This window comes from Collinsella sp. wc0529 (assembly GCF_046116875.1).
Classification (GTDB): domain Bacteria; phylum Actinomycetota; class Coriobacteriia; order Coriobacteriales; family Coriobacteriaceae; genus Collinsella.
In genome coordinates this window covers 714,461-739,400 of the sequence record NZ_JBJXBO010000001.1, presented here as the reverse complement: position 1 = coordinate 739,400, position 24,940 = coordinate 714,461, and the positions used below count along the sequence as shown (strand labels likewise).

The 24,940-nt window shown below is 57.9% G+C and carries 25 protein-coding genes; 4 read left to right on the top strand and 21 right to left on the bottom strand.

Annotated elements, in window-relative coordinates:
- Positions 1-150: 150 nt before the first annotated feature.
- The 16 genes from ACKUTP_RS03060 to ACKUTP_RS02985 form a co-directional block, all read right to left on the bottom strand.
- Positions 151-987: a sugar phosphate isomerase/epimerase family protein gene (locus ACKUTP_RS03060; protein WP_409063520.1), complete on the bottom strand. Its 837-nt coding sequence runs from the start codon at positions 985-987 to the stop codon at positions 151-153.
- A 73-nt stretch (positions 988-1,060) separates the two neighbouring features.
- The gene (locus ACKUTP_RS03055) at positions 1,061-2,122 is read right to left on the bottom strand and encodes an SIS domain-containing protein (protein ID WP_409063519.1); all 1,062 of its coding nucleotides are present in this window, start codon (positions 2,120-2,122) and stop codon (positions 1,061-1,063) included.
- Between the two features lie 170 nt (positions 2,123-2,292).
- Positions 2,293-3,507, bottom strand: coding sequence for an MFS transporter (locus ACKUTP_RS03050; protein ID WP_409063518.1), 1,215 nt, complete (start codon positions 3,505-3,507; stop codon positions 2,293-2,295).
- 92 nt (positions 3,508-3,599) lie between these two features.
- Entirely contained in the window at positions 3,600-4,433 is an 834-nt protein-coding gene (locus ACKUTP_RS03045) for a PTS system mannose/fructose/sorbose family transporter subunit IID (RefSeq protein ID WP_195241126.1), read from the bottom strand.
- Positions 4,414-5,187, bottom strand: a complete 774-nt coding sequence (locus ACKUTP_RS03040; RefSeq protein ID WP_035137735.1) for a PTS sugar transporter subunit IIC — start codon at positions 5,185-5,187, stop codon at positions 4,414-4,416. Before ACKUTP_RS03040 ends, ACKUTP_RS03045 begins: the two co-directional genes overlap by 20 nt.
- A gap of 225 nt (positions 5,188-5,412) precedes the next feature.
- Positions 5,413-6,156, bottom strand: a complete 744-nt coding sequence (locus tag ACKUTP_RS03035) for a DMT family transporter (RefSeq protein WP_409063517.1) — start codon at positions 6,154-6,156, stop codon at positions 5,413-5,415.
- Positions 6,157-6,391: 235 nt separating this feature from the next.
- Positions 6,392-7,225: a PTS system mannose/fructose/sorbose family transporter subunit IID gene (locus tag ACKUTP_RS03030; protein ID WP_147329364.1), complete on the bottom strand. Its 834-nt coding sequence runs from the start codon at positions 7,223-7,225 to the stop codon at positions 6,392-6,394.
- Complete coding sequence (locus ACKUTP_RS03025) at positions 7,206-7,979, bottom strand: PTS sugar transporter subunit IIC (RefSeq protein ID WP_138341425.1); 774 nt, start codon at positions 7,977-7,979, stop codon at positions 7,206-7,208. Before ACKUTP_RS03025 ends, ACKUTP_RS03030 begins: the two co-directional genes overlap by 20 nt.
- Positions 7,980-8,037: 58 nt before the next feature.
- On the bottom strand, positions 8,038-8,520 hold the full coding sequence (locus ACKUTP_RS03020) for a PTS sugar transporter subunit IIB (RefSeq protein ID WP_099432286.1): 483 nt from the start codon (positions 8,518-8,520) through the stop codon (positions 8,038-8,040).
- 57 nt (positions 8,521-8,577) lie between these two features.
- The gene (locus ACKUTP_RS03015) at positions 8,578-8,997 is read right to left on the bottom strand and encodes a PTS sugar transporter subunit IIA (protein WP_035137739.1); all 420 of its coding nucleotides are present in this window, start codon (positions 8,995-8,997) and stop codon (positions 8,578-8,580) included.
- A 46-nt stretch (positions 8,998-9,043) separates the two neighbouring features.
- Positions 9,044-10,105, bottom strand: coding sequence for an SIS domain-containing protein (locus ACKUTP_RS03010; protein ID WP_250787561.1), 1,062 nt, complete (start codon positions 10,103-10,105; stop codon positions 9,044-9,046).
- A 60-nt stretch (positions 10,106-10,165) separates the two neighbouring features.
- A complete protein-coding gene (locus ACKUTP_RS03005) occupies positions 10,166-11,281 on the bottom strand; it encodes an SIS domain-containing protein (protein WP_409063516.1) in 1,116 nt (371 codons plus the stop codon).
- Positions 11,282-11,474: 193 nt separating this feature from the next.
- Entirely contained in the window at positions 11,475-12,188 is a 714-nt protein-coding gene (locus ACKUTP_RS03000; protein ID WP_409063515.1) for a GntR family transcriptional regulator, read from the bottom strand.
- On the bottom strand, positions 12,173-12,940 hold the full coding sequence (locus tag ACKUTP_RS02995; protein ID WP_409063514.1) for a GntR family transcriptional regulator: 768 nt from the start codon (positions 12,938-12,940) through the stop codon (positions 12,173-12,175). Before ACKUTP_RS02995 ends, ACKUTP_RS03000 begins: the two co-directional genes overlap by 16 nt.
- A 38-nt stretch (positions 12,941-12,978) precedes the next feature.
- On the bottom strand, positions 12,979-13,467 hold the full coding sequence (locus ACKUTP_RS02990; RefSeq protein ID WP_035137745.1) for a hypothetical protein: 489 nt from the start codon (positions 13,465-13,467) through the stop codon (positions 12,979-12,981).
- 176 nt (positions 13,468-13,643) lie between these two features.
- Positions 13,644-14,672 carry a LacI family DNA-binding transcriptional regulator gene (locus ACKUTP_RS02985; protein ID WP_035137746.1) on the bottom strand — a complete coding sequence of 343 codons (1,029 nt, stop codon included), beginning with the start codon at positions 14,670-14,672 and terminating at the stop codon, positions 13,644-13,646.
- A gap of 183 nt (positions 14,673-14,855) precedes the next feature.
- On the opposite strand from ACKUTP_RS02985, the gene murB reads away from it, so the two are divergent.
- Entirely contained in the window at positions 14,856-15,818 is a 963-nt protein-coding gene (gene murB / locus ACKUTP_RS02980; RefSeq protein WP_409063873.1) for a UDP-N-acetylmuramate dehydrogenase, read from the top strand.
- Between the two features lie 218 nt (positions 15,819-16,036).
- Here the strand turns inward: murB and ACKUTP_RS02975 are convergent, their stop codons facing one another.
- Positions 16,037-17,245 (bottom strand): hypothetical protein, encoded by a 1,209-nt coding sequence (locus tag ACKUTP_RS02975; protein ID WP_409063513.1) that lies wholly within the window; start codon positions 17,243-17,245, stop codon positions 16,037-16,039.
- Positions 17,246-17,510: 265 nt separating this feature from the next.
- Between ACKUTP_RS02975 and galE the strand changes: the two genes are divergently transcribed.
- Positions 17,511-18,572: a UDP-glucose 4-epimerase GalE gene (galE, locus tag ACKUTP_RS02970; protein ID WP_006235870.1), complete on the top strand. Its 1,062-nt coding sequence runs from the start codon at positions 17,511-17,513 to the stop codon at positions 18,570-18,572.
- A gap of 75 nt (positions 18,573-18,647) precedes the next feature.
- Here the strand turns inward: galE and ACKUTP_RS02965 are convergent, their stop codons facing one another.
- Positions 18,648-18,866: a transposase gene (locus ACKUTP_RS02965; protein WP_409063512.1), complete on the bottom strand. Its 219-nt coding sequence runs from the start codon at positions 18,864-18,866 to the stop codon at positions 18,648-18,650.
- Positions 18,867-19,171: 305 nt separating this feature from the next.
- Between ACKUTP_RS02965 and ACKUTP_RS02960 the strand changes: the two genes are divergently transcribed.
- Together ACKUTP_RS02960 and ACKUTP_RS02955 are read left to right on the top strand one after the other, a co-directional pair.
- Positions 19,172-20,458 carry an ATP-binding protein gene (locus ACKUTP_RS02960; RefSeq protein WP_117584252.1) on the top strand — a complete coding sequence of 429 codons (1,287 nt, stop codon included), beginning with the start codon at positions 19,172-19,174 and terminating at the stop codon, positions 20,456-20,458.
- Complete coding sequence (locus tag ACKUTP_RS02955; RefSeq protein ID WP_204987218.1) at positions 20,451-21,119, top strand: hypothetical protein; 669 nt, start codon at positions 20,451-20,453, stop codon at positions 21,117-21,119. The genes ACKUTP_RS02960 and ACKUTP_RS02955 overlap by 8 nt, the downstream gene beginning before the upstream one ends.
- A gap of 268 nt (positions 21,120-21,387) precedes the next feature.
- On the opposite strand, the gene ACKUTP_RS02950 is transcribed toward ACKUTP_RS02955, so the two are convergent.
- The 3 genes from ACKUTP_RS02950 to ACKUTP_RS02940 form a co-directional block, all read right to left on the bottom strand.
- Positions 21,388-21,654 carry a hypothetical protein gene (locus tag ACKUTP_RS02950; RefSeq protein WP_409063511.1) on the bottom strand — a complete coding sequence of 89 codons (267 nt, stop codon included), beginning with the start codon at positions 21,652-21,654 and terminating at the stop codon, positions 21,388-21,390.
- 358 nt (positions 21,655-22,012) lie between these two features.
- Positions 22,013-23,647 carry an ABC transporter ATP-binding protein gene (locus ACKUTP_RS02945; protein ID WP_084591801.1) on the bottom strand — a complete coding sequence of 545 codons (1,635 nt, stop codon included), beginning with the start codon at positions 23,645-23,647 and terminating at the stop codon, positions 22,013-22,015.
- Positions 23,631-24,650 carry a radical SAM/SPASM domain-containing protein gene (locus ACKUTP_RS02940; protein WP_147324164.1) on the bottom strand — a complete coding sequence of 340 codons (1,020 nt, stop codon included), beginning with the start codon at positions 24,648-24,650 and terminating at the stop codon, positions 23,631-23,633. The genes ACKUTP_RS02945 and ACKUTP_RS02940 overlap by 17 nt, the downstream gene beginning before the upstream one ends.
- Between the last annotated feature and the right edge of the window lie 290 nt (positions 24,651-24,940).

The following is a 24,940-nucleotide window of genomic DNA, read 5'->3' as shown; positions in this document are numbered from 1 at the left end:
GTGTTTCATATAGAGCAGAAGACCGGCATAGCTCCGCCGGTCTTCTGGGTACTTTAGCATACTAGAGTGTTTGCGGGGAGAATCGTCCTCCTCGGCTCACACCGTATTCATTTGGAAACATAGGAGCGGATTGTCGCAACCCAACCCCACCTAGACGCCAATCGCACGACGATACTCTGCCATTACCTGCGCATCGGCTGCCGCGGGATTGGCGAAATAGCGCCAATCATAGGTCTCGGCCGAAACAACTCCGCGATAGCCGCGCGCCACCAACCTATCCAGGTCGGCGCGCATATCGCGGTCGCCGTCACCCCAGGCAAGATGCGTCGTGCCATCTGCCGCAACATCGACAAAATGCACGTGGGCGACATCATCGCCAAGCAGATCGAAATAATCGTCGATGGTATCCCCCGCCACCGCCATAGCGCCCAAATCCAGACATGCCTTAAGTGCCGGATGATCAACTGCCTCGATCATGCGCTTCGTATCGGCCGCCGAGTTCACGATCATCGACTCAACCGGCTGCAGGGCCTCGAGCACCAGTCGCACGCCGCGCTCTCCCGCATGCTCGGCAATCGCACGCAGCATCGAGGCGCTGCGACCCCACGCGTCCTCGATCGGCTCGTTCAAAAATGCCCAGCCGCTCGAGACCATGACCTGCTCGGCTCCAAGTTCCGCCGCGATATCCACAACGTTCTTAAAGTACGCGAGCGTGCGGGCACGCGCCTCATTCCCGCGCGCCGCGATATTCCACGGCTTGGGGTTGTTCTGTTCGGGACAAAGCCCCACAATCCGAACCCCATACCGCTGTGACAGCTCCTGCACCTGCTCGAGCGAATCGTATCCATGGCAATCGACATACAGATGCATCGCCCCGGTCCAAAGCTCGCAACACGTGTAGCCCGAAGCCGACGCCGAAGAAAAGAACTCCTCAAGGTCAAAATAACGATGGCTGATATTCATGACGGCAAGCTGGGGATAGCTCATAATTACTCTCCAACCCAAGCGAGGCCCCGTTCCATATAGGAGCGAGGCCCAATTACACAAACGTTATTTGCTCTTAGTAGTCGAACTGGTGATAGTAGCGACGGTAGTTGAGGTTGTGCTTGGTGACCGTCTCGTAGTAGCGAGCCAGGCGGTCGGTCACGAGCACCGTCAGAATCCACGGGGAGACGATGACGCGGAACTCGTCGTCAAGGCCGGGGATCGCGAACTCGGCGGTGTCGATGATGTTGATGTCGGTGTCGCCGGTCACGCCGCGGGTCAGGAACGCGCGGACGCGCTCGTCGAGCTTGCGGTTCTCGTCCTCGCCCATGAACAGGAAGACCGGGACGCCGGGCTCCACGAGCTCGAGGGTGCCGTGGAAGAAGTCGGCCGAGGTGATGTAGCGGGTGCGCTTCCACTGCATCTCCTCCAGGATGCACATCGAGAACAGGATCGTCTCGCCCCACAGGGCGCCGGAGCCGATGAACATGGTGTAGGGGGCCAGGGCGTACTTCTTGGCGAGCTCCTCGGCGCGCGGCTCGAAGCGCTTGCGGATATCGAGCATGTCCTTCCAGATGTCCTTGGTCTGCTCGATAAACAGGTCAAACTTGGGGAAGCAGCCGCGGCGGTTGAGCAGGCGCAGGCCGAAGCAGTCGGCGAGGTAGTAGCCCTTCTCACAGCCGCCCGAACCATGGTCAGAAGCCATGGCGACGCAGTTCTCGGCGCCGACAGCCTGGCCGATGGGGCCCTCGGGCTTGGTCATGGCGTAGACGCGCACGCCCATGCCCTTCATCTTCTTGACGGCCTCGAGGACCTCGGGGGTGGTACCGGACTCGGAGGCGGTGAGCACGACGGACTTCTCGGTCATGCGCTTGTGGCCCATGGCGTTCCACTCGGCGGCGTGGATCAGGTAGACCTCGAGGTCGCGGTCGCCGAACTTGTTCATGAGGTACTCGAGCTGCATGAGCTCGTCCCAGGTGCCGCCGACGCCCATCAGGAACACGGCGTCGTAGCCCTCGTCGGCGACCTTGTCGGCGAGCGCGGTCATCTTCTTGCCGGTCTCGTAGAGCGCCTTGCCGTCCTCGAGATAGCCCTCCTGGTCGAAATGCATGATCTCGATCTTCTCGGTTTCCTTCATGGCTTTTCCTTTCTGTCCTGCACGCAACTCTATACATCGCGTTTCTTTTCGATACCAATTATAGACATACACCTAATGTGTTTTTAATACCACTTATCAATCTGCTCCAATCCTCGGTGAACGGTCGAAATTCTCTGGTGAGTGGTATTAAATTAGAATTGAATGTATAGCTAACGCCTCTGGCGCCTCCCTTGTGTGACAAAGAACAGCGTTCCTACCAGCGCAATAATGGTCGATGCCCCAAACAGCACCGCCTGAACGCCCAAAGCCTCCGCCAAAAACGGAGCCGCCAGCAGCGGCAGCACGCCGGCGCTCATCAGGCCAAAACGCACAAAGCCGGTGATGCGCCCCAGGTATTTGATGTCGGCGCGCTCCTGAATCAAGATCATTTGCAGCGGCTCCAGGAACCCCCAGGCCAGACCGTTAATCGCCTGACCGATAATCGCGACCCCCAGCATATCGGTGCCCACGTACACCATGGACCCAATGCCCACGGCCATGAGCGCGCCGAGCAGCAATCGCAGGTTGACATGGCGAGCAGAAAGCTTGGTCAGGATGAACGCGCCCACCGAGGAAGTGAGGCCCACGACCGAGGACAACCAGCCCAGCCAGACGATATCCACGTTGAGCACATCGCGGTAGAACAACGACTCCAGTGAATCGAACGCGCCAAACGCAAAGAAACCCAAAAAGCCCGAGATAAAGATGAGGCGCAAGTCGTGATCGCGAAACGTAAGTCGCGCACCCTCGGCCATGCCGCCCAGAATACCGCCCTTCGGCTTTTCCCCTTTTGCGGGAGCAACACACTCGTGACAGCCCAAGGAGAGCACGGCCGCCACACCCATCATGCCAGCCATGAGCAGGTAAACAGACTGCGTGGCAAAACAGCTCACGATGGCGCCGCCGAGCAGCGGGCCGGCGGTATAGGCGATATTGCTATAGAAGACCATCAGGCCGTTCACGCGGGTGCGGCCCTCGGTGGTCGATTCAAGATAGCCCGGAAACGCATGCGTGCAGGTGTTGATAAAGCCGCCCGCAAGCCCCAAGACGCACGCGGCAAACACAAGCCCGGGGACAGACAACGGCGCCAACCCCACGCCAAGCGATAGCACCGCCGTAATCACGCACGTCACAAACGACGTCCGGCGCGGTCCAAAACGGTCGATGACCGAGCCCGACACCATATTGCCCGCCGACGTCATAAGATTGCGTACGAGCGTAATGGCAGCAACCAAAAAGGCCGTGCCAGCCAGATTATACGTCGCCGCGCCGATAAGCCCTAAAAAGTACACCGCGTTGTTGGCGCACCATTGCAGAGACTCAATAAGAATCAGCCTGACTTCTGCCGGCGTCAGGCGCATTGCTTCGCGATCCTTCGCGAACATACGAACTCCCTCTATACAAGTAAGGGGATGGAGGGCATAGGCCCGCTCCATCCCCTTACCAGGTTGCAATGACAGTCTATGCAGCCGGGCCCTTACGCCAGCACGCCGAAGAACGCGCCGATGATGCCCACGACCATGGTGGCCACGATCAGCACCATGGGGTTGATCTTCTTGGACAGCAGCCAGTAGTACAGCCAGAAGGCGATCATGCCGAGCATGCCGGGCATGATGCCGTCCAGGATGTCCTGGAGGGTCTGGGCGTCGTCGCCCGAGCCGATGGCCACCGGGATGCTGGCCCAGAACATGTCCTTGCACATGGCGCCCACGACCATGACGCCCACGATTCCCACGCAGGTCATGATCTTCTGCATGAGGCCGGTCCTCTGGGCCTCGTCCAGGAAGCCCACGCCCAGCTCGTAGCCCTTGACGGCGCCCCAGATGCGCAGCGCGAAGCCGGGGACGTTGTAGATGAGCAGGAAGGCGATGGGGCCGAAGGGGTTGCCGGCCTGGCACAGGCTGATGCCCACCGCGGCGGCGACCACGCGCAGCGTCGACAGGAAGATGGAGTCGCCGATGCCCGACAGCGGGCCCATGAGGGCGGCCTTGACGTCGTTGACGCTCTCCGGCTCGATCTCGCCGCGGGCGACCTTCTCCTCCATGGCCATCGCGATGCCGCCGACGAACGGGGCGAACTGGACGGTGATGTTGAAGAACGCGCAGTGGCGGTGCAGGGCCTCGGCGTAGTCGTCGGGGCGGCCGGCGTAGATCTTCTTGAGCATGTTGGCGACCATCAGGCAGAAGGCGATGTTCATCTGCTTGTAGTAGGTCCAGGAGAACTCCATGCCCAGGGCGCCGACGTTGACGGCGCTCTTGACGAGGTCGGAGCGCGTGATCTTGTTCTCGGGACTAGAAGTCATCGTCCTCATCCCCTTCCGCGGAGAGCTGGGGCTGGGCTCCGCCCAGGCCGAGCAGGTCGAACTTGTCGATGCCGATGATGATGGCGATCAGGGCGACGCCCAGGACGGGCACGTTGGCGTAGGAGCACAGCAGGAAGCCCAGGAAGTAGAAGGGCACGAGCTGCTTGGTGAGCACCAGGCGGCCGAGCATGGCGAAGCCCATGGCCGGCAGGATGTTGGCGGCAACGCCGCAACCGTCGATGATGAAGGGCGGGATGAAGTCGAGCAGGCCCTGGATGGCGTCGGAACCCAAATAGAAGGCGCCGCCGCACAGCAGGAAGTACTCGACGCAGCCCCAGATTCCAATTCCCCAATGAACGGCGTAGATGCCTTTGAGGTTTCCCTTGAGGGCGAACTTGTCTGCCATATCGACAAACACAGGGAACAAGGCATTGGTAATGTTGCCGATCGTCAGCGCAAGGACGGCGATGGGCATGGCGAGCGCGATGGCCGTCTCGGTACCCTGACCGAGCTGAATGGCAAACGCGCAGGCGAGCACGCCGCCGACGGTTTCGTTAGGCGGCACGTAGGCGCCGATGGAGATCGAGCCCATGAACAGCAGCTCCAGGCTGGCGCCAACGGCAAGGCCAGTCTGCAGGTCCCCCAGCACCAGGCCCACGAGCGGGCACAGGACGATGGGGCGGAACGCGTAGAGGGTGCCGAGCTGGTAGTCGAGGCATCCAAACGCTCCGACTAAGCCGACGAGGATTGCTTGGACAAGCATAATTCCTCCCAATAAGGAATCTCGAACCGTCGTCACTCCCGTCGCGCGCGTTGTTGATATCAATTCCGGGAGTTCGATTCCACGGCTCGAAGCGTACCTGGTGTGCTGCTAACACCCATGCCAGGCACAAATGATTTGATACCAATTATAGGTATGCAGGTTCGCCTTATTTAATACCAGTCGCTCAGCGGGGTGTTTTTTACCGTAAACGGCAGGCGCATCCCATTAGGCACGCTCTTTGTTTCGATGGCGGACAAGCGCCACCAGAAAGCCGTCGCCAAAAGCATCGGATGCCAAGTTGGCCACAATCACCAAAACGATCATCGCCGCGCCCAAGAACTCGTTCCAGCTAAAGACCTCGCCAAAGAAGAGCGCCGACCAGCAGGGAGCGAGCACGACCTCGCTCATGCAAACCAAGTTGGCCGCAAACGCGTTGGTTCGCGCGATCCCCTTGGCATACAGCACGCTCGCAAGGCCACTGCAAAAAAGGCCATGCACCAGCATGAGCCCCCACTCAAATGGCCTCACGGAGTCTAGGGCGCCGGCAAAATAGACAATCGGCAACATCGAGATGCCGCAGGAGATGAGCGAGGACACCATGGGCGACGCATCGGGGCGAGAGTTTAAAAAGAAACACAGCCCAAAGGTGGCTCCCGAAATGACGGCAAGCAGGTTGCCGAGCATGCCCTCGGCGCTCAAATCACCTAAAAAGAAAAGTCCCATACCCGTAAAAGCAACCACCACGGAGGCAATCTTCGCAGGCGAGGGCAACGTGCGAGTTGCGAGCGATTGATACACGATAACGAAAATCATCGAGGTGTACTGCAGAACGATCGCGTTGCCGACCGTCGTGAGCTGGTTGGCAAAGTTAAACGTGGTGCCCGTCACGAAGTTGCAGACGGCCACAAGGACAATAAGACGGCTGACGCGGAGGACGGGCCTGCCAACGAGCAGGATAAAGAGCGCCATAAATATTGCCGTAACGGCACCAATCAAAAGAGCTGACTGCGAATTGGCGCGAACGAGGATGCCGATAAAACTCCACAAGAGCGCCGTGCCAAATAGATACATCGCCCCGCTCACGCCATTATCGGGTGGATTGTCAGATCGAATCACGAAGCACCTCCAACTAGCTTTCGGTAATAAAAAACGGCGACCACAACGGGTCGCCGTTTCCCTTGGGGGCAGATAATAGGTCGGGCCCTTACGCCAGCACGCCGAAGAACGCGCCGATGATGCCCACGACCATGGTGGCCACGATCAGCACCATGGGGTTGATCTTCTTGGACAGCAGCCAGTAGTACAGCCAGAAGGCGATCATGCCGAGCATGCCGGGCATGATGCCGTCCAGGATGTCCTGGAGGGTCTGGGCGTCCTCGCCCGAGCCGATGGCCACCGGGATGCTGGCCCAGAACATGTCCTTGCACATGGCGCCCACGACCATGACGCCCACGATTCCCACGCAGGTCATGATCTTCTGCATGAGGCCGGTCCTCTGGGCCTCGTCCAGGAAGCCCACGCCCAGCTCGTAGCCCTTGACGGCGCCCCAGATGCGCAGCGCGAAGCCGGGGACGTTGTAGATGAGCAGGAAGGCGATGGGGCCGAAGGGGTTGCCGGCCTGGCACAGGCTGATGCCCACCGCGGCGGCGACCACGCGCAGCGTCGACAGGAAGATGGAGTCGCCGATGCCCGACAGCGGGCCCATGAGGGCGGCCTTGACGTCGTTGACGCTCTCCGGCTCGATCTCGCCGCGGGCGACCTTCTCCTCCATGGCCATCGCGATGCCGCCGACGAACGGGGCGAACTGGACGGTGATGTTGAAGAACGCGCAGTGGCGGTGCAGGGCCTCGGCGTAGTCGTCGGGGCGGCCGGCGTAGATCTTCTTGAGCATGTTGGCGACCATCAGGCAGAAGGCGATGTTCATCTGCTTGTAGTAGGTCCAGGAGAACTCCATGCCCAGGGCGCCGACGTTGACGGCGCTCTTGACGAGGTCGGAGCGCGTGATCTTGTTCTCGGGACTAGAAGTCATCGTCCTCATCCCCTTCCGCGGAGAGCTGGGGCTGGGCTCCGCCCAGGCCGAGCAGGTCGAACTTGTCGATGCCGATGATGATGGCGATCAGGGCGACGCCCAGGACGGGCACGTTGGCGTAGGAGCACAGCAGGAAGCCCAGGAAGTAGAAGGGCACGAGCTGCTTGGTGAGCACCAGGCGGCCGAGCATGGCGAAGCCCATGGCAGGCAGGATGTTGGCGGCAACGCCAAAGCCAGCAAGGACAAAGTCGGGGATAAAGTCGAGCACGCCCTGGATGGCGTCAGCACCCAGATAGAACGACAGCGAGCACAGCAGGAACGCCATGATGATACCGGTCAAACCGATCAGGAAGTGCATCGCATAGACACCCTTAAGGTTGCCCTGGCCGGAGAAGACATCAGCGCGGTCAACCAGGATCGGCAGGGCGGCGTTGAGGATGTTCTTGATGGCAAGGCACAGCGTGGCGATGGGCATGGCAAGCGCGATGGCTGCCTCGGTGCTCTGGCCCAGCTGGATAGCGAAGGCGCAGGCGAGCACGCCGCCGATCGTCTCATCAGGCGGCACGTAGGCGCCGATGGAGATCGAGCCCATGAACAGCAGCTCCAGGCTGGCGCCGATCGCGAGGCCGGACTGCAGGTCCCCCAGCACCAGGCCCACGAGCGGGCACAGGACGATGGGGCGGAACGCATAGAGCGTACCGAGCTGGAAGTCGAACTTACCAAATGCGGCGATAAGTCCGATGAGGATTGCTTGGGTAAGCATATATCCCCCTTTCCTAATAGGAAACTACGAAGAGCTCAGACTCTTCGAAATTGAACGCCTAGAGCACGCTGGCGCAGTCAACCTTGGGGTCATCGGCCAGGGGTCGAATCTCGACCTCAACGCCACGATCCAGCATCTCGCGCACATCGGCTTCCTCGGCCGCGGTCAGGAAGATCTGACGAGAGACCTGACGCGCATCGGGACGCTTCTCGTCCTTGGGCTTGGTGTTGCCCAGGTTGACCGACTTGATCTGCGGGCAGCCCTCAACAAGCTGCTTTGCCTCAGCAATAGTGGCGACACAGATGATCATCTTGTACTTGTCGGTCACGCCCGAGTTGATAGCTTCGATTGCATGCTCCATATCTTTGATGACGAGCTTGCAGCCGGCAGGCTTGCCCATCTTGAGCGTCGTCTTCCACACCGGGTCGTTAGCGACCTTATCGCCCACGCAGAAGATGCAGTTGGAGCCAAGGCCCTGAACCCAGGAAACTGCGACCTGGCCATGAAGCAGGCGATGGTCAACGCGAAGTAGCTGAATCATAATGTGACCCCCCAAAGGTCTTGTACCGTCTTACGGCGTGTCAGTAGGTGCTGCGGATTAGAACTCTTCTTCCTCGTCGTCATCGACCAAAAGATCGTTGACAAACTTCACGCGCGTATCGTCCGCAGCGACGATGGCGCGAATCGTCTCCTCAACCGGCGCCGACTCGTCAGAGAACAGCAACTGGATGAGGAGAGGAAGGTTCATGTTGGTAACGAGGTACGTGCGGGGACGCGTCTGGACGATCTTGGTGAACTCGTTGTTGACGCTGCCGCCAAAGAGGTCGGTGCAGACAACGACATCATCGTCGGCAGACATGCCTGCCAGCAGTTTTTGGGCCTCCTCGGCCACGTCCATGCGGCCATCGACGAACATCGAAAGATCGTGGACGTTGTCGCGAGCGCCCGAGAGCAGCTCGACGCTCTCCTTGATGCCGGTAGCGAAGTGCGCATGGCTGGCGATGATGTACTGTCTCATTCTGTGTTCCTCTCAATAGCCCGGCACGTTCCCGCACCCGTTTTCTTTAGTAGTCGAACTGGTGATAGTAGCGACGATACTTGAGGTTGTGCTTGGTGACCGTCTCGTAGTAGCGAGCCAGGCGGTCGGTCACGAGCACCGTCAGAATCCACGGGGAGACGATGACGCGGAACTCGTCGTCAAGGCCGGGGATCGCGAACTCGGCGGTGTCGATGATGTTGATGTCGGTGTCGCCGGTCACGCCGCGGGTCAGGAACGCGCGGACGCGCTCGTCGAGCTTGCGGTTCTCGTCCTCGCCCATGAACAGGAAGACCGGGACGCCGGGCTCCACGAGCTCGAGGGTGCCGTGGAAGAAGTCGGCCGAGGTGATGTAGCGGGTGCGCTTCCACTGCATCTCCTCCAGGATGCACATCGAGAACAGGATCGTCTCGCCCCACAGGGCGCCGGAGCCGATGAACATGGTGTAGGGGGCCAGGGCGTACTTCTTGGCGAGCTCCTCGGCGCGCGGCTCGAAGCGCTTGCGGATATCGAGCATGTCCTTCCAGATGTCCTTGGTCTGCTCGATAAACAGGTCAAACTTGGGGAAGCAGCCGCGGCGGTTGAGCAGGCGCAGGCCGAAGCAGTCGGCGAGGTAGTAGCCCTTCTCACAGCCGCCCGAACCATGGTCAGAAGCCATGGCGACGCAGTTCTCGGCGCCGACAGCCTGGCCGATGGGGCCCTCGGGCTTGGTCATGGCGTAGACGCGCACGCCCATGCCCTTCATCTTCTTGACGGCCTCGAGGACCTCGGGGGTGGTGCCGGACTCGGAGGCGGTGAGCACGACGGACTTCTCGGTCATGCGCTTGTGGCCCATGGCGTTCCACTCGGCGGCGTGGATCAGGTAGACCTCGAGGTCGCGGTCGCCGAACTTGTTCATGAGGTACTCGAGCTGCATGAGCTCGTCCCAGGTGCCGCCGACGCCCATCAGGAACACGGCGTCGTAGCCCTCGTCGGCGACCTTGTCGGCGAGCGCGGTCATCTTCTTGCCGGTCTCGTAGAGCGCCTTGCCGTCCTCGAGATAGCCCTCCTGGTCGAAATGCATGATCTCGATCTTCTCGGTTTCCTTCATTTGTCTCTCCTTTCTGGGGTTGTTTCCACATCCCCCATGCCAACGGGCATCAAAACCCGCTTACATTCCGTAACACTCAGCCGCTTTGGCCTTAAGCGCATTGACTGACTCTTCGTAGCCCTCTGCCTTGACCTCCATTTGCTTGGAGACAGCATCAAGATACGGGTGCACGTCCCATGACTTCAGACGCTCGGCTATCATGGCCGCAATCGTCTGGAAGAACACAAGATTGGGAATTGCGCTGAGCAGCGGAGCCACCTGAGGCACCGCAACCTCGTGAGCCCTACCCTTGGGATGGGCCGTGAGCAGCACCGCTTTTGTCGTAACGTTCGATAGCGCATCAGCGATATTCGCAAGACGCTCCGACCCCTGCGGATCGTCGACGATAAACACCAGATAGCCCGGAACGATCTGCATCTCGGGACCGTGGACGAACTCCTCGCCTTCGTGATGCATGGCAGGAATCTTGATGGTCTCGCTCAGCTTGAGGGCCGCCTCTTCGGCAACGCCATAGTTGGGGCCGTTGCCGACGACCATGGCGGGCGTGTGCTCAGAAAGCTCGAGCATGTGGTCTTGGACATATGCCTCGGCGGTCTTGCACATGACGGCATTGGCCTGGATGGCCTCGCGCAGGTCGTCAAGACGCTGGGCAACGCCCTTGGCGTCAATCGTTCCGCGCGCCTGACCGCTGTAAATACCAAAGAGCACCAGGTACTCAACGAGCACCTCGACGCCCAGAGTCACAAAGTCCACCGACTCGACGCCCACACCGTAGTCAAGAACGATGTCAGCGTGTTCCTTGATGGGTGCCTCGACGTTTGCCGTGAGCGCAACTGCAGCCATATCGTGTGCGCGCATGTAATCGAGCGCCGCAATCGTATTGGTCGAATAGCCACTCTGCGAAACGGCAATGTTGAGCGCATGCTGCGGATAGGTGTGTTCAAAATCAACGAAGGCCTCGGGCGTCACAACGGACACCTGCATTTGCAGGGCATCTTGCAGGTAATCGCGGGCGCAATCGGCGGCATGGCGCGACGAACCCGAAGCAACGATGCGCAGCGCGTCAAAAGAACCGGACTGGAAAATATCAACGAGCTGCGCTACCAGCTCAGACGAACGCTCGAGGTTCTCCCCCATACGCACATGGGCAAGCTGAACGTAATCGAGCATCTTCATCGTCTCACCTCGTAACAAATCATTAGTATTTGATACCAATCACAGTTACAGGTTACGGCTTTTTGATACCTCTTTGTCGATTAATTTATCCCCATCGGCGAACGGTCGATTTTGAGCCCTGTAAGGTTGTATATACAGCTGACCCAACGATCAAAACTGGTTAGTTTCCCAGCCGTTATTCACAAAATACCAGCTAGTACGTATAGGTGTAGCCGCCCGTATCGCCACGATTGAAGGACTTTACATACTCAATAGCCTGACCGCTCGCGTCATAGCTCACGCATTCCAAAAGCAAAACAAGATCGCCCTGTTCCAGTCCAAGGAGGCCGGCATCTCGTGCGCCCAGCGCTTCGATATCGAGCTTTTCCTGTGCCATGACTGGCTTTCGGCCCAGCATCTCATAGGTCTCGTACAAACTGAAGACCGACACGTCAATATCTTCGATGGTTGGGAACAGCAGGCAGGGAATCAGCGCCGTCTCAATCGATACGGGGCTACCGTTTATGCAGTTCAGGCGTCGAACGGAATAGAGCAGGTCGTCCTCGGCGATGCCAAACAGGCCGGCGTAATATGGCCCCGCATAACGCTTGGAACGCGCGAGAATACGGACGGACGGCTCGCCGCCCGAAGCACTGACCGATTCACGGAAACCGACCGTGCGTTCAAAAAAAGCAGGTACTTTCTGCGCCACAAAGGCACCTTTTCCCCGAACACGGCGAATCTGCCCGCGCCGAACCAGCTCATCGACAGCGCTTCGGATGGTCAAGCGTGTCGTACCAAATTCCTCGGCAAGGTCTTTTTCGGACGGAATCATGGAACCCATGGGATATATACTGCGCTCGATACGTTCCTCGATGCGGCGTCGAATGCGCATATAAACCGGGGTGGCATCTACTGTTTCAGCCATTGTTCACCCGCCACGCTCCTCATGCCGTTCTCTTCGCCGTTATCGGCAAAGCGGAACTTTGTGGGCAAAATCACCGATTTGCAATGCTCCACAAAACGCATGTCCTTATCAAATTCGATCGAGCTCTCATAGAACACCGGCGTTCCCTCTTCTTGCTGAAGCAGCTCGGCCTCTTCGGCGTTCAAACGCGAGATGGAGATATGCTCACGTCCATGCTCAACACGCACGCCACCTTCTTTGAGCAAGACATCGTAAAGGCTCTCGCACTCAAAATCGTGCTCGATAAGCGATGGGCACAGGGACAGGTTAACGTGAGCCGTCTCGATTGACGTCGGCTCGCCCTCAATAAGTCGAACGCGCTGCATGCGGAGCAAGGGAGCGCCTACAGCCACCCCAAGCTTGTCGGCAAGCGCCTCATCCGCCTCGATGGTCCCGGTGGAAACCAGACGAGAAGAGGGGTGCAGGCCGGCAGTCCGCACAGCATCGGAAAAGTTATACGTTTCCTGGAAGATATTCAGCGGCTTGGGAGGACACACATACGTGCCCGATCCGCGACGGCTCTCGAGCGTTCCACACGAGATAAGCCGCGTGATACCGGCACGCAACGCCGTACGCGAAACGCCAATCTCTTCGCGCAGCACGCGCTCGGCCGGCAGGCGATCGCCGCCGGCAAGCTGATGGTGCTGGATATACCAAAGAATTCCCTCAACAGCACGATCTTTGGGGGGAATTGCATAAGATTCGCCTGCCATTGCACAGACTCCTCATTCAGAAACGTATGCCGCCAAAATTAGGCCAGCCCTCCCATGGCATCAAATTCTGCCTTGATCTTCTCGGCGACATTCCGATACGACTTATATAGACTTGAATCGCGTTTGACCTCGTCGGTCATAACGGGAATCTCTAATTTGGAAACCTCGTCTTTTCCCGTCTGAACCGCCACAACAACGCCCATACCAAGACACATATTACGCTTGGCAGCGTTTATTTTCGCCGCCTTGGCAGGATTTGCCAGGATACGCTGGGCAAATTCCTGTTTAGAGACCGCTTCTTCGGCCTCCGGATCGCCTGCCTCGGCCACTTCGCACTGCAACACGTCCGCATAGTCAAAAATCTTCGGCTCGCCACCGCGTTGATGCACAGCCCACTTGCGGCGCGTGGCATCCTGGTAGATAGCCGGCAAAAATGTAAACCGCGGCGGGTCCAAAATCGTATCCGTGATGGTAAACACATCGGGATCAAAGGCATCCTGCGGGTTTTTCTTCTTGAACAGCCCCATATCAGCCTCCCGTACTAGCATTAAACAACTCAAGCCGAATATAGCACCAATTTCAAGCCACTGCTTTATCGCATCGGTGCGCGGCGTCTATGGCTCGCCCAGCGGAAGAGTTAACGGACGAGGGCCGGCAAATAGCGGACACTCCGCATGCAATCTATGCAAACAAACAAGTACGCTTAGCTACATTCGGTAAGTTCGAGCACGCTGCCCTTAACGATAAGTGCCGGCTCCAGGACGACCTCTTCGGCACGCCTACCGCCCCTACCGGCAAGACGCTTGGACATGCAGCCAAAAGCATGCTCCGCGAGGATACCAGGATCCTGCTCAATCGCGGTCAGCGCCGGCTCAAAGAGAACGTCGGCGGCCGAGTTGTCGTAACTCACCACCGAGATGTCGCCCGGAATGCTCTTCCCCATCTCGTGTAAGCGCTTGAGCAGACCGAGGGCAATGTTATCCGAGCTTGCGAACACGGCGGTGGCATCAGTTGCGAGCACCGCCTCCGAGGCCTCGTAGGCACTCGGAATGTAGTACTCGCTCTCAAACTCCAAACGCGCGTCGATAGGCAAGCCAACCTCGCGCAGTGCGCGCTCATAGCCGGCAAGTCGTTTGCGACCCGTATTGGAGCGGCGTGCGTTAACCAGGCAAGCAATACGGCGGTGGCCCTGCTCGATCAGATAGCGGGTGGCCATGTAGCCGCCCATCTCGTGGTCGAACATCACCTTGTCGCACTCGAGTCCCTCAATGGCACGGTCGACCATCACGGCAGGGATAGGCAGATGGCTGACTTCTTCGCGCAGGGCGCGGTCGTCGGAGAACTCGTCGCCCACAACCAGGAAGACGCCATCAACGCCGCGCGTTACCAGCTGGCGCAGCAGCTCCAGATCGTCGTCGGCACTTCCACCCGAGCTGGTAATAAAGAGCGCATAGCCGTCCTCGCGGCAGCGCTTTTCCAGGCTACCGGCGAGCGAGGCAAAAAAGCGGCTCTCGATGTTAGGGACGATAAGGCCCAGCGTGCGCGACTCGCGCATGACCAGACTACGCGCAATCTGGTTGGGGACATAGTGGTTGCGCGCCGCGACCTCCTTGATGAGCTTGCGGTTTTCTTCCGAGATGCGACAGGGCCGATTATTGAGAACAAGCGAGACCGACGAGGGGGAAAGCCCCACCTCCTGGGCGATCTGCTTGAGGGTGACTTTGTTGGCCATCTCGCTCCTTCCAGGTTTACGCGCAATCTCTTGAAAGTATAGCGACCGCCCCTCTACCTCGGTGATAAACACTTTACCAATCCGGTAGACGGCTGTTTTATCGCCGCCAGCGCACCAAATCCGTCCGGGTGGGGTATATTGCAATCGATTGATGACAACGACCACCAAAAGGCGGATATTCGTATGCACGAGAACGACTTTTTTAACGAGGACCTGCTGTGCGCGCTTGCTGGCGTTGCCGGCGAGGACAACGTGCTGATGAGCGAGCCCATGCGCGAGCACACCACGTTTAAGATCGGCGGCCCGGCCGACGTCTTTGTCACGCCCGATACCGAGCAGGGCCTCGTCGCCACGCTCGACACCTGTTATCGCTGCGACCTGCCGCTCACCATCGTGGGCAACGGCTCCGACCTGCTCGTCGGCGACAAGGGTATCCGCGGCGTCGTCGTGGCGTTGGGCGAAGGCCTCTCCGACATTACGGTCGACGGTACGCACGTCACGGCGGCGGCCGGCGCCTTGCTTTCCGATGTCGCCGCGGCGGCAGCCGAGGCCGGTCTCACCGGCATGGAGCCCATCTCGGGCATCCCCGGATCGGTCGGCGGCGCCTGCTACATGAACGCCGGCGCCTACGGTGCCTGCATGGCAGACGTGCTGGAGTCTGTGCGCGTCTACAAGCCCGCCCGCATGCTCGACGACGGCACCAGCGGCAGCGGCAACATCATCGAGTTCGATGTCGATGAGCTCAACCTGGGCTATCGCAAGAGCCGCATCGCCGACGACGGCTTTATCGTGCTTTCGGCCACTTTCAATCTCGCCCCGGGCAACGCCGCGATGATCAAGGCCGACATGGACGACTACCGTCAGCGTCGCGAGGACAAGCAACCGCTCGACATGCCGAGTGCCGGCTCCACCTTCAAGCGCCCCGAGGGTTACTTTGCCGGCAAGCTCATCATGGATGCCGGCCTGCGAGGACACGCCGTTGGCGGCGCGCAGGTAAGCGAAAAGCACTGCGGCTTTATCGTCAACGCCGACCACGCCACCGCCGCCGACGTCGACGAACTCATCCGCCACATCCAGGCAACCGTCAAAGACCAATTCAACGTAGACCTAGAACCCGAAGTCCACCGAGTAGGCGAATTTTTATAAAAAGAAGGCCCCGAAAGGGGCCTTCACTTTCTTTAATTCAGATAAACCAGTCCGGTGTGTGACGTATTGGACCCGAGAGGGCCGGGACAGTCCGAGAGGCATAAGGTTGATCGCGAGTTCCGCACGAGCCGGAGAGCACTTAATGTGCTCTCCGTGCGAGCAGGACTGCCCGAGCAGGCAACCTTATGCCTCTCGGACTGTCCCGGACCAAGCCGCAGCTACGACAGCGCAATACCGCCGAGCCAGCCCCAACGCACGCCAGAGCCAGTGCCATAGAAGCTAATAAACGAATCAAGCGACTTAGACGTAATGGCGCCCTCATTGCTCATGACGATGCCGCCGCCAACGTAGATACCCACATGACCGTAGATAAGACCCGGAGCACCCGTGCCGCTGTGCGAGGAATCGGCAACGATCATACCCACCTGCAGCGCCGAGCGGTCGGAGCTATAGCACCAGGCGTTGAACATGTCACACGCGTTGCCACCAAAGTAGCCCACGCCGGCATTGCGGAAGACGTTGGTAACCCAGGCAGCGCACCAGCCCTGGCCGGGAGAAGGCGTCGAGTAGCACGCATTGACGACGGCCTGCTGCTTGCCCGAACCGCCCGTCTGTTGCGGGGTGCCGCCGGCATACGATCCGCCACCCGAGCTCGAACCACCCGAGTAGGAATTGTTCTTGTTCGCAGAGGCCGCGGCTGCCGCAGCCGCCTTCCTAGCGGCCTCCTCAGCCTGGGCGGCAGCGAGGATCTCGGAATCACGCTGAGCCATGAGCTCCTTGACGTCGTCGGAAAGACCGTTCAGCACGGTCTGGACTTCTTGCTGCTTGGCCTGCATATCCTGCATCTGAGCCGTCTGCTGGTCCTTGAGCTTCTCCAGGTCGGCCTTTTGTGCTTCGAGCTCGGTCTTTTGCGCATCGAGCTCTTCCTGGATGGTCTGAATGTCCTCGATGGCGTCGCGGTCGCTCTTGTTGATCTTCTCAACGTAATGCGCGTTGGCGACGAGTTCCTCAAACGAGCCAGAGGCCAGCAGCAGCGACAGGATGTTCGTGCCGCCGGACTTGTAGCTGGCGGCCACGCGATCGGAAAGGTCGTTGCGCTTCTTCTTGAGCTCGGCCTTCTTTTCATCGATCTGGGCCTGCGTGTCGTCAATCTTGCCCTGGACATTCTCGATGTCGTTGAGGGTCTGGGCATTCTTGTTGGCCAGCGCCGCATACTCATTTGCGATGCTGTCGAGCTGGGCCTGAACCTCGTCGAGCTGGGCCTGGGCGGCATTCAGTTTATCGGTGGTTTCTTTGGAAGCCTCCGCCGCATGGGCGCGAGCGGGCAGGCCAAAAAGAACTGCCGCAGAAGCGGCGCCGAACAGGGCCTTGAGGGCAGTGCGGCGCGAGAGCTCCTGGGAAAGGATGGAATCGCTGTTTGGTGACATATGTACTCCGTTACATGCTTATTTATATGTCGCTCAACTCATACATATTAGCGTACATATGGCGCGTCCCAACGATTTCCACGAACGGCAGGAAACCGCAAGGTCGGCGGCTCGTAAGCAAATGCCAAAGATCAGGTTATGCGTACGCAAGCTCTTTTATGAGTACGTTAACATAATCCTCTGCTTTTCTACTGCGCACGATTTGGGCGTCCCCGCCTGCGCTATACTCCCCTCTAGAAGTGTTCCTGATTCGATAGGAGACTACATGTCCAAAGCACTCGACCCCAAAGACACCTGCGTCCTCGTTACCGGTGGCGCCGGCTTTATCGGCTCGCACACCGTCGTTCAGCTGCTCGAGGGTGGCTACCAGGTCGTCATCGTCGATGATCTCTCCAACTCCAGCGCCGTCGCCGTCGACCGCGTCAAGACCATCGTGGGCGACGAGGCCGCCAAGAACCTCACCTTCTACGAGGCCAACGTGCTCGACCGCGATGCGATGAACAAGATCTTCGATACCCATCAGATCGACCGCGTCATCCACTTCGCCGGCTTTAAGGCCGTCGGCGAGTCGGTGAGCAAGCCCGTCGAGTACTACCACAACAACATCGAGAACACCCTGGTGCTCATCGACGTCATGCGCAACCATGGCTGCAAGTCCATCATCTTCTCGAGCTCCTCGACCGTCTACGGCGACCCGGACAACCCGCCCGTCACCGAGGAGGATCCTAAGAAGCCCGCGACCAACCCCTATGGTTGGACCAAGTGGATGATCGAGCAGATCCTTATGGACGTCCACACCGCCGACCCCGAGTGGGACGTCGTGCTGCTCCGTTATTTCAATCCCATCGGCGCCCATCCGTCGGGCCTGATCGGCGAGGATCCCAAGGGCATCCCCAACAACCTGGTGCCCTATGTCGCCCAGGTCGCCGTGGGCAAGCTCGAGGCCGTTCAGGTCTTTGGCAACGACTACCCCACCCCCGACGGCACCGGCGTGCGCGATTACATCCACGTGTGCGATCTGGCATCTGGTCACGTGGCCGCCCTCAACTGGATGAACGGCAAGACCGGCGTCGAGATCTTTAACTTGGGCACCGGCACCGGCACCTCGGTACTCGAGGTCGTCGCCGCCTTCTCCAAGGCTTGTGGCAAGGAGCTGCCCTACGTGATCCGCGAGCGCCGCGCCGGCGACATCGCTGCCAACTGGTGCGATGCCTCCAAGGCCGAGCGCATGATGGGCTGGAAGGCCCAGTACGACATCGCGGACATGTGCCGCGATAGCTGGAACTGGCAGAGCCACAACCCCAACGGCTTCGCCGACGCCGAGTAGCACTCAACCGCGGTAGATTTCTGGGCATATTCCAAAATCTACGGGCCCCGGCCTCCAATGTGAGGTCGGGGCCTTTTAGGAGCTCGTTCTCGGGCTCGAGCTCGCGCATGCACTTGCGGCCGCCGCGACCGGGTGGTTGGTCAGCTCCTTCTTCCTGACCGTCACCCATCTTCCCAGGGTCTTCTCGTTGATGCCGAGGTCGGCTGCCACTTGGGCGATGGGCTTCCCCGACGCGGCGGCGAAGTCTGCGGCCTCGGCGCGGTACCCCGCTGTGTAGGAGGGCCCGTCTGCCATGACTGACACTCCTTTCTTTTTGGCGCTGAAACGATTATCGCCGCTCAACGCCATTCCTCTAAGTCAAGTGTCCTTGAATACGATACAGTTCAAATGGACGAGGAGAATCTGGCGCTCCTCTCGATGAGCCCGGAGAGGTCCCTGGTCGTCACCTTCCCCCGCGCGAACGCGAAGCGGACGGCGGCGAGCCATGTCCTCACCGCGCGTTCCATTTAGGGAGTCCTCGAGAAGTCGATCTCTCTGTGCGATAATCGAGCTATTGAGTCTCGCGAGTTTAGAGCTGGTGATATGCATTGAAAATCAAGATGAAAAACATCGGCAGGGTCGCTGAGGCCGATATCGAGATTAATGGTATTGCCGTGATCGCCGGGGAGAACGGGACGGGGAAAAGCACGGTTGGAAAAGCGCTTTATGCGGCCTTCAACAGCATGTCCGATTCGGAGAACAAAATCGACCGCATGAGGCGCAATAGTGTTGAGCGCGCCATCAGGAAGGCATATGTGGGAAGCCCTCTCGACTCCACGTCTCGCCATAGGCGAACTGCTGGAAGAATGAATAGTTTCATCGACAGGGTTTTTTCGGGCGAGTGCACGAGGGACGAGCTTATTGATGAGATAAAGGAGTATTACGGGGAGGAGATCTCCCGTGAGATCGAATCCGATTTCACGAATGGCGTAGCAGGAGTTGCCGATCAGATTATCGAGATCATGGATATCTCCGATGATGAGGTATTTCGTGCGATTGCGACAAACAGGTTCCGAAGCGAGTTCAACGGCCAGATCAATTCGGTTTTCGGCGAAGAGCCCGGGAAGGTCGAACTCCAGATAAAGGACGCATCTACGGTTTTCTCGGTTGCAAGTGACGAGGTGGCGGAGGTGCACGATAGGAGGGTTTTGCGATTCAGGGCGCATTATCTGGACGACCCGTTCCTGATCGATTCTCTCGGAGGACCCTACGGCCCCGCTTTTCGGTTCAAGCCCCTCCTTGGACACCAGGAGGAGCTGCGGCAAGATTTGATTCAGGCGACCATCCGTAACGATGACAGCGAGTCCTCGCTGTTCGAAGAGATCGCGAAGGAGCGACACCTGAAGGTTCTCATGGACAAGGTTTCCTCCTTATGTCCGGGGCATTTCGAGAGGAGCGAAAGTCGCGGTCACCTTACGTATCTCGAAGAGGGCTTCGCTCGGGGGTTGGAGCCTGGGAACCTTTCTGCTGGCTTGAAGACGTTCGCCATCATGAAGGTGCTCTTGAAGTCCGGCGCGCTAGATGCCGGAGGGACTATTATCCTCGATGAACCCGAGATTCATCTTCATCCTGCATGGCAGCTGGCCTTCGCCGAGATAATCGTGCTGCTCCAGAAAGAGCTCGGGATGCACGTCTTAATGAGCACCCATAGTCCATATTTCCTGAATGCGATCGAAGTGTATTCTAAGAAGCACGCTGTTGATGGATTGTGCTCATATTATCTTGCGGAGACCTGCACTGATGGACGCTCTCGCTTTGCCGATATAACCGGCTCGACTGAGGTCGCCTACGAGAAGCTGGCGGCTCCTTTTGATACGCTTGAGAGGGAGGAGTACGGCCTTGAGTAGCGACCTGTGCGCCTCCTGCCCTCATCCGAACTCTCCCGCGGTGCCAGATGGCAGCGATGGTTGCTCCCGTTGCAGGACCTGTATCCTAAGGGACTGCACGTCGACCATCTCCAAAACATCCAGAGACGGGAGCGTCTCTCTTGTGGATGACGATTTCCCTGTTGTCAATTTTGACTCTGTTAAAGAATGCTACTGCAAAAAGGTCAATAGGTGGATGCAACTCCCGCGCTCCGCCGATGCGCTGTATTGCGACCGGGAAACGTTATATCTAGTCGAATTTAAGAACGGCAGTCTGAAGGAGACGCTGGGGAAGAGGCTCAATCCCAAGGATGACGAAGAGCTTGGTATCAATCTTGGCCAAAGGGACGCCCTCATCGAGAAGTGCAAGGACAGCGTTTTGATCTGCTCGGACCTGTGGGGAAAGAGGACGAGATGGTTTCGCGAGCACTGCGTCTTTGTTTTGGTATACAACGAGGACAAGAACAAGACCGCGTTGAAGCGAGTTGCCAGTTCGATTAGGAGAAAAGCACGCTTTGGGCTTCCTGACAAATTGAAAGGGTTTTGCGTGAAGGATGTCTTGACGCTAACCGAAAAGGAGTTTTCGACATCGCTCCTTTCAACTTGGCGAGACGCAGAAGAAATCGCGGAGGTCGACGCGTAGGAGACCGAAAAGCATCCGGTGGCTATCTGCTCCCGATTTCGATCGTTCGTCTACAGTCGGTTTTCTTTCCGCTGCGACCGCCAGTTTGCGATGAGTCGCGCACCGTGTGAAGCTCAACACGGATGAAATACAAATAAAATCCCCCTTGCACTGTGTTGATAAATATTACTCGTCGAACTCATCTGAGCTGGGCCTTCTTGCATAGAACTGCCTGAACCTGAGCGTTTTCGGGTATCGCATTGCCCGATCGAGCACCATCGCGACCTTCTCAAGCTTGTCCTCGGGCGGACTCATAGCCACAGCCCTGCATGTCGTCCCGGTTGGAGCCGGGGTGAACCCTCAGGAAGCTCTGCATGAAGTAGCGCATCCGGTTCACGAGCCCCAGCGGGTTCTGGCCGTCGGGAACGCACTTGAGCAGCTTCGCGTTGTAGCGCTGGCTCTTCAGTGACAGCTTGTTGACAAGCGTCATGTGCGCGCCCTCCATGTCGTGGATGAGCGTGGAGCCGGGCGTCACACGGCCCTCGAACGTCGCCAAGGTCTTCGCCCTGCTCGTCTTGCCAAGGCCCTCCCGGATGAAGATTGAATGCCTGGTTCGTCGCAGCCGAGTGCGACACGGCCTCTACCCGAGACCATCATCTCTACACATAGCCCATCATTCGACAAGAACGCGCAGTTCGTCCTGCATAGGCGCATGGTGTCCCCCTCCGCCGCAAGAGGGGAGCAAAAGAGAGGCTCCCCTCGCCACTACCGGACAAAGGGACCTCTCTGGGGAAACACGCTATAAAACCTTCTTGCCGGGCGGTCGAGTACAGCACCGACGGCGTACCCGTGGAGACCTACCCAGAGCCCACGCCATTTCAAGTTTCTTGGTCTTCAACGCCACAATCCGATAATCATCCAGCCGTCGAAATGACCTCGTCACAGGCGGCAAGCATCTCCTCGTCATGAGTGACAACGATTACAATATGGTCTCTCTTAATTTCATGAAGCAATTTGATCAGCGCGCCTCGACTCTTCGCATCAAGTGCTGAGGTCGGTTCATCAAAAAGCATAACGTCCGGCGATTTCAACAGCTGTCTCACAATTGCAATCTTTTGCTTCTCGCCGCCGGACACCCCTCCTTTCCCGCCGTCAAGCATCGCCGTTGCCCCGTTCTCCACAGAAGCAACCATTTCGTCTAGCCCCAATATGACAAGCATCCGATTCAGCTTATCCATCTCGTAATCATCAGAAAGCAGCGTAAGATTATCGAGAATCGTCCCCTCAACGATAGGGGGTTCTTGCTCCGTAATGCTGACTCGACACCGCCGCAATGCATATCGATCGATGCAACGCTGTGACACCCCGTTGTAGCGAACGGCCCCTTCTGTGTCATCTGGATATAGCCCCAATATCACTGACAGCAGCGAGCTCTTCCCCGAACCATTCGGCCCCGAGATTCCATATAGCCGACCCCTGGAAAACGCGAGCCCCTCAATGCTTAACGCGACCCTTTCCGCCCCTGGATAACGTAGCTTGATGTTCTCTAGACGGATTTCCTCAATCGGACCAAGCGCCAATTTGCCATTCGCTTCCACCGGGACATCCCAAATTCTTTTCAGCCGCTCATAGCATACGCGATTAGTCTGGTAATCCCTTCCCCAGCCCAACAAATACTGTACCGCTGAGCTTAAGTTCGAATAATATCCAACAGCAGTCACGAGAAAACCAGGCAACAGTCTCCCGCCCATCACTTCAACCGCGCCCACAGCAAGAAGACATCCTTGAGCGGCGGAAGCGACCAACGCGTTGCCAAAGGTAAATCTAGACCCTACTTCCTGATTTGCTCTCATCGTTGGATAGAGCCCATTAAAAGCTTCGACCAGTACAGCGCGGGACCTATCGAACAAAGCATGTTTGCGGATGAAATCAACTTTCTCCAACTGATCTTGTAGACAGGAAAAAAACCTCGCGCTCTGCTCTTGTACGTCAAAACTTCTCTCAAACAGCCTTGCGCGTGAAACCGCATAAAAAGCGGCACTCGCTGCCGCAAGAACAAGGCAGACCACACTCAACTTGATATTCAGGCTACCGAGAACAAACAGGGCGGACAAAAGGGTGATAACGTTGCTTGAAACCCCCACAACCGAGTTGATTACGAAGATGACAAGGTCATTAGCGTCGTGATTGATTTGCTGGTTATAATACGACGCGTTGAAGCCCTCGAAGAATGCCTGGGGAAGGTGCTTCACGTGCTCAAGCGTATCCGCATTTAAGCCGAACCCCGCATGCGACTGAAGGTTGATGTACAGCATCTCTGAGCAATACACTAGTCCCGCTCGAACCGCTTGGACCGCAACCAAAATAAGGCAACAAACGAGAACGGCGGCAAGATCGGCGCTGGCCGGCATCGCCAATCGGTTTACCACTATGCCGGTAAGAAAGGGACCCGCAAGCGCAAGCAGCCCGACCAAAACTGTTACGACAAGATAGGCGTAGAATCGACCGCCCAGTATATATTTTCTACAGAGATTAAGCATCAGCCTCATTTTGCCCCGCACCCCGTTTTGCCGTATTCATCATCTGGGAGAGCAGCATTTTTTGCTCGGCATCATACCGGAAGGAAACGCAACGTTTCCCCTCACCGTTTAAGGCGTGGTTGGGGCACCCTCCCATGCACATGGGAAAAGCAAAGCACTCTTGGCATTCCGGGTCATCCGGCTCATATGCCATCCAGTTAATCATGTTCTTGCTCAACATTGGCGGCTCGAAAATAGTTCCGACCCTCCGCTCCTTCATTCCAATGTCATCCCAGCACTTATACAAATCTCCGACGGGATCAACCACGTACGAGTTGATTCCAACGGCGCAACATATCCCGAAATTCGTCCCACCAAAAGGTTGAACTTTGAAGCCCCGCGCAATTGCCCTTTTATAAAACTCAGTCTCCTCATACGAGAACTCTTTTACAGTAAAGCAGTGGCTGTCGTTCGCACATACCTGATTGATATCGTCAACAGGGGCTAAATAGAAGTGAACCTTATTCATCAGGCCATTTAGCTCGAGATAATCCAATAGCTCTTGAGCGGCCTCGATGTTGGTCTTGTCGACGTTGCTCCTTATCGAAATATCGATGATGTCGGCACACTCTTTGACGTTCTTGAGAATACGTTCGTATGTAGGGCTTCCGTCGTGAAGAATCCTTCTCGAATCGTGATCCGACTTCGATCCATCTATAGTCACTTGCGCGCTCGTCACACCACATGCCGCGAGCCTCCTTGCAACATCAGGCGTCAGCAGATAGCCATTTGTCACTATCGATGCGGAATATTCACACGTTGGCCCCACGACATCTTTCAGATCCGACGTAATCCGTTCGATCATCTTCATTCCGAGCAGAGGCTCGCCGCCGTACCATCCAACTGAGAGACTTGCGATACCAGGATAGTAATCTTTCACGAACTTGGAGAGCTGTGTCAAAACCTCCTCGCCCATCGTCGTGTACGCCTGTCCCTTTTCATAGCAGTAGGGACAGCAAAAGTTGCAAGCCATCGTTGGCGCAATGGTAAGGGACAGAGCAGTATTCGCAAAGCGCGCGGCGCGACTTTGCAACCTGATCTCCCCAAGCTCGTCCCTCTCCTCATTGACTAGGATGCCTCCCCTTATCAGCTCCGCGACAAGATCATCGGCATCCCGAACGTCCCCTTCTTGAATCCTTTTGAATTACTGCGCGTATTCCGGATTTAACGACAGGATGCCGCCGGTTCGCGCATTCATGATAAGAAGACTTCCGTTATGTTCATGCACCACATTAAATTGCGACAGTTTCACTTCGCACCATC

What these genes read in the sequence shown, in the direction of transcription:
- ACKUTP_RS02990 (WP_035137745.1), bottom strand. Translation starts at nt 13,467, where the DNA reads ATGGGGCTGTTCAAGAAGAAAAACCCGCAGGATGCCTTTGATCCCGAT.
- ACKUTP_RS02945 (WP_084591801.1), bottom strand. Translation starts at nt 23,647, where the DNA reads ATGAGGCTGATGCTTAATCTCTGTAGAAAATATATACTGGGCGGTCGA.
- ACKUTP_RS02940 (WP_147324164.1), bottom strand. Translation starts at nt 24,650, where the DNA reads ATGGCTTGCAACTTTTGCTGTCCCTACTGCTATGAAAAGGGACAGGCG.
- ACKUTP_RS03060 (WP_409063520.1), bottom strand. Translation starts at nt 987, where the DNA reads ATGAGCTATCCCCAGCTTGCCGTCATGAATATCAGCCATCGTTATTTT.
- ACKUTP_RS03040 (WP_035137735.1), bottom strand. Translation starts at nt 5,187, where the DNA reads ATGCTTGTCCAAGCAATCCTCGTCGGCTTAGTCGGAGCGTTTGGATGC.
- ACKUTP_RS03030 (WP_147329364.1), bottom strand. Translation starts at nt 7,225, where the DNA reads ATGAGGACGATGACTTCTAGTCCCGAGAACAAGATCACGCGCTCCGAC.
- ACKUTP_RS03035 (WP_409063517.1), bottom strand. Translation starts at nt 6,156, where the DNA reads ATGGCGCTCTTTATCCTGCTCGTTGGCAGGCCCGTCCTCCGCGTCAGC.
- ACKUTP_RS03000 (WP_409063515.1), bottom strand. Translation starts at nt 12,188, where the DNA reads ATGGCTGAAACAGTAGATGCCACCCCGGTTTATATGCGCATTCGACGC.
- ACKUTP_RS03010 (WP_250787561.1), bottom strand. Translation starts at nt 10,105, where the DNA reads ATGAAGGAAACCGAGAAGATCGAGATCATGCATTTCGACCAGGAGGGC.
- murB (WP_409063873.1), top strand. Translation starts at nt 14,856, where the DNA reads ATGCACGAGAACGACTTTTTTAACGAGGACCTGCTGTGCGCGCTTGCT.
- galE (WP_006235870.1), top strand. Translation starts at nt 17,511, where the DNA reads ATGTCCAAAGCACTCGACCCCAAAGACACCTGCGTCCTCGTTACCGGT.
- ACKUTP_RS03015 (WP_035137739.1), bottom strand. Translation starts at nt 8,997, where the DNA reads ATGAGACAGTACATCATCGCCAGCCATGCGCACTTCGCTACCGGCATC.
- ACKUTP_RS02965 (WP_409063512.1), bottom strand. Translation starts at nt 18,866, where the DNA reads ATGGCAGACGGGCCCTCCTACACAGCGGGGTACCGCGCCGAGGCCGCA.
- ACKUTP_RS02985 (WP_035137746.1), bottom strand. Translation starts at nt 14,672, where the DNA reads ATGGCCAACAAAGTCACCCTCAAGCAGATCGCCCAGGAGGTGGGGCTT.
- ACKUTP_RS02975 (WP_409063513.1), bottom strand. Translation starts at nt 17,245, where the DNA reads ATGTCACCAAACAGCGATTCCATCCTTTCCCAGGAGCTCTCGCGCCGC.
- ACKUTP_RS03055 (WP_409063519.1), bottom strand. Translation starts at nt 2,122, where the DNA reads ATGAAGGAAACCGAGAAGATCGAGATCATGCATTTCGACCAGGAGGGC.
- ACKUTP_RS03020 (WP_099432286.1), bottom strand. Translation starts at nt 8,520, where the DNA reads ATGATTCAGCTACTTCGCGTTGACCATCGCCTGCTTCATGGCCAGGTC.
- ACKUTP_RS03045 (WP_195241126.1), bottom strand. Translation starts at nt 4,433, where the DNA reads ATGAGGACGATGACTTCTAGTCCCGAGAACAAGATCACGCGCTCCGAC.
- ACKUTP_RS02960 (WP_117584252.1), top strand. Translation starts at nt 19,172, where the DNA reads ATGAAAAACATCGGCAGGGTCGCTGAGGCCGATATCGAGATTAATGGT.
- ACKUTP_RS02995 (WP_409063514.1), bottom strand. Translation starts at nt 12,940, where the DNA reads ATGGCAGGCGAATCTTATGCAATTCCCCCCAAAGATCGTGCTGTTGAG.
- ACKUTP_RS03050 (WP_409063518.1), bottom strand. Translation starts at nt 3,507, where the DNA reads ATGTTCGCGAAGGATCGCGAAGCAATGCGCCTGACGCCGGCAGAAGTC.
- ACKUTP_RS03025 (WP_138341425.1), bottom strand. Translation starts at nt 7,979, where the DNA reads ATGCTTACCCAAGCAATCCTCATCGGACTTATCGCCGCATTTGGTAAG.
- ACKUTP_RS03005 (WP_409063516.1), bottom strand. Translation starts at nt 11,281, where the DNA reads ATGAAGATGCTCGATTACGTTCAGCTTGCCCATGTGCGTATGGGGGAG.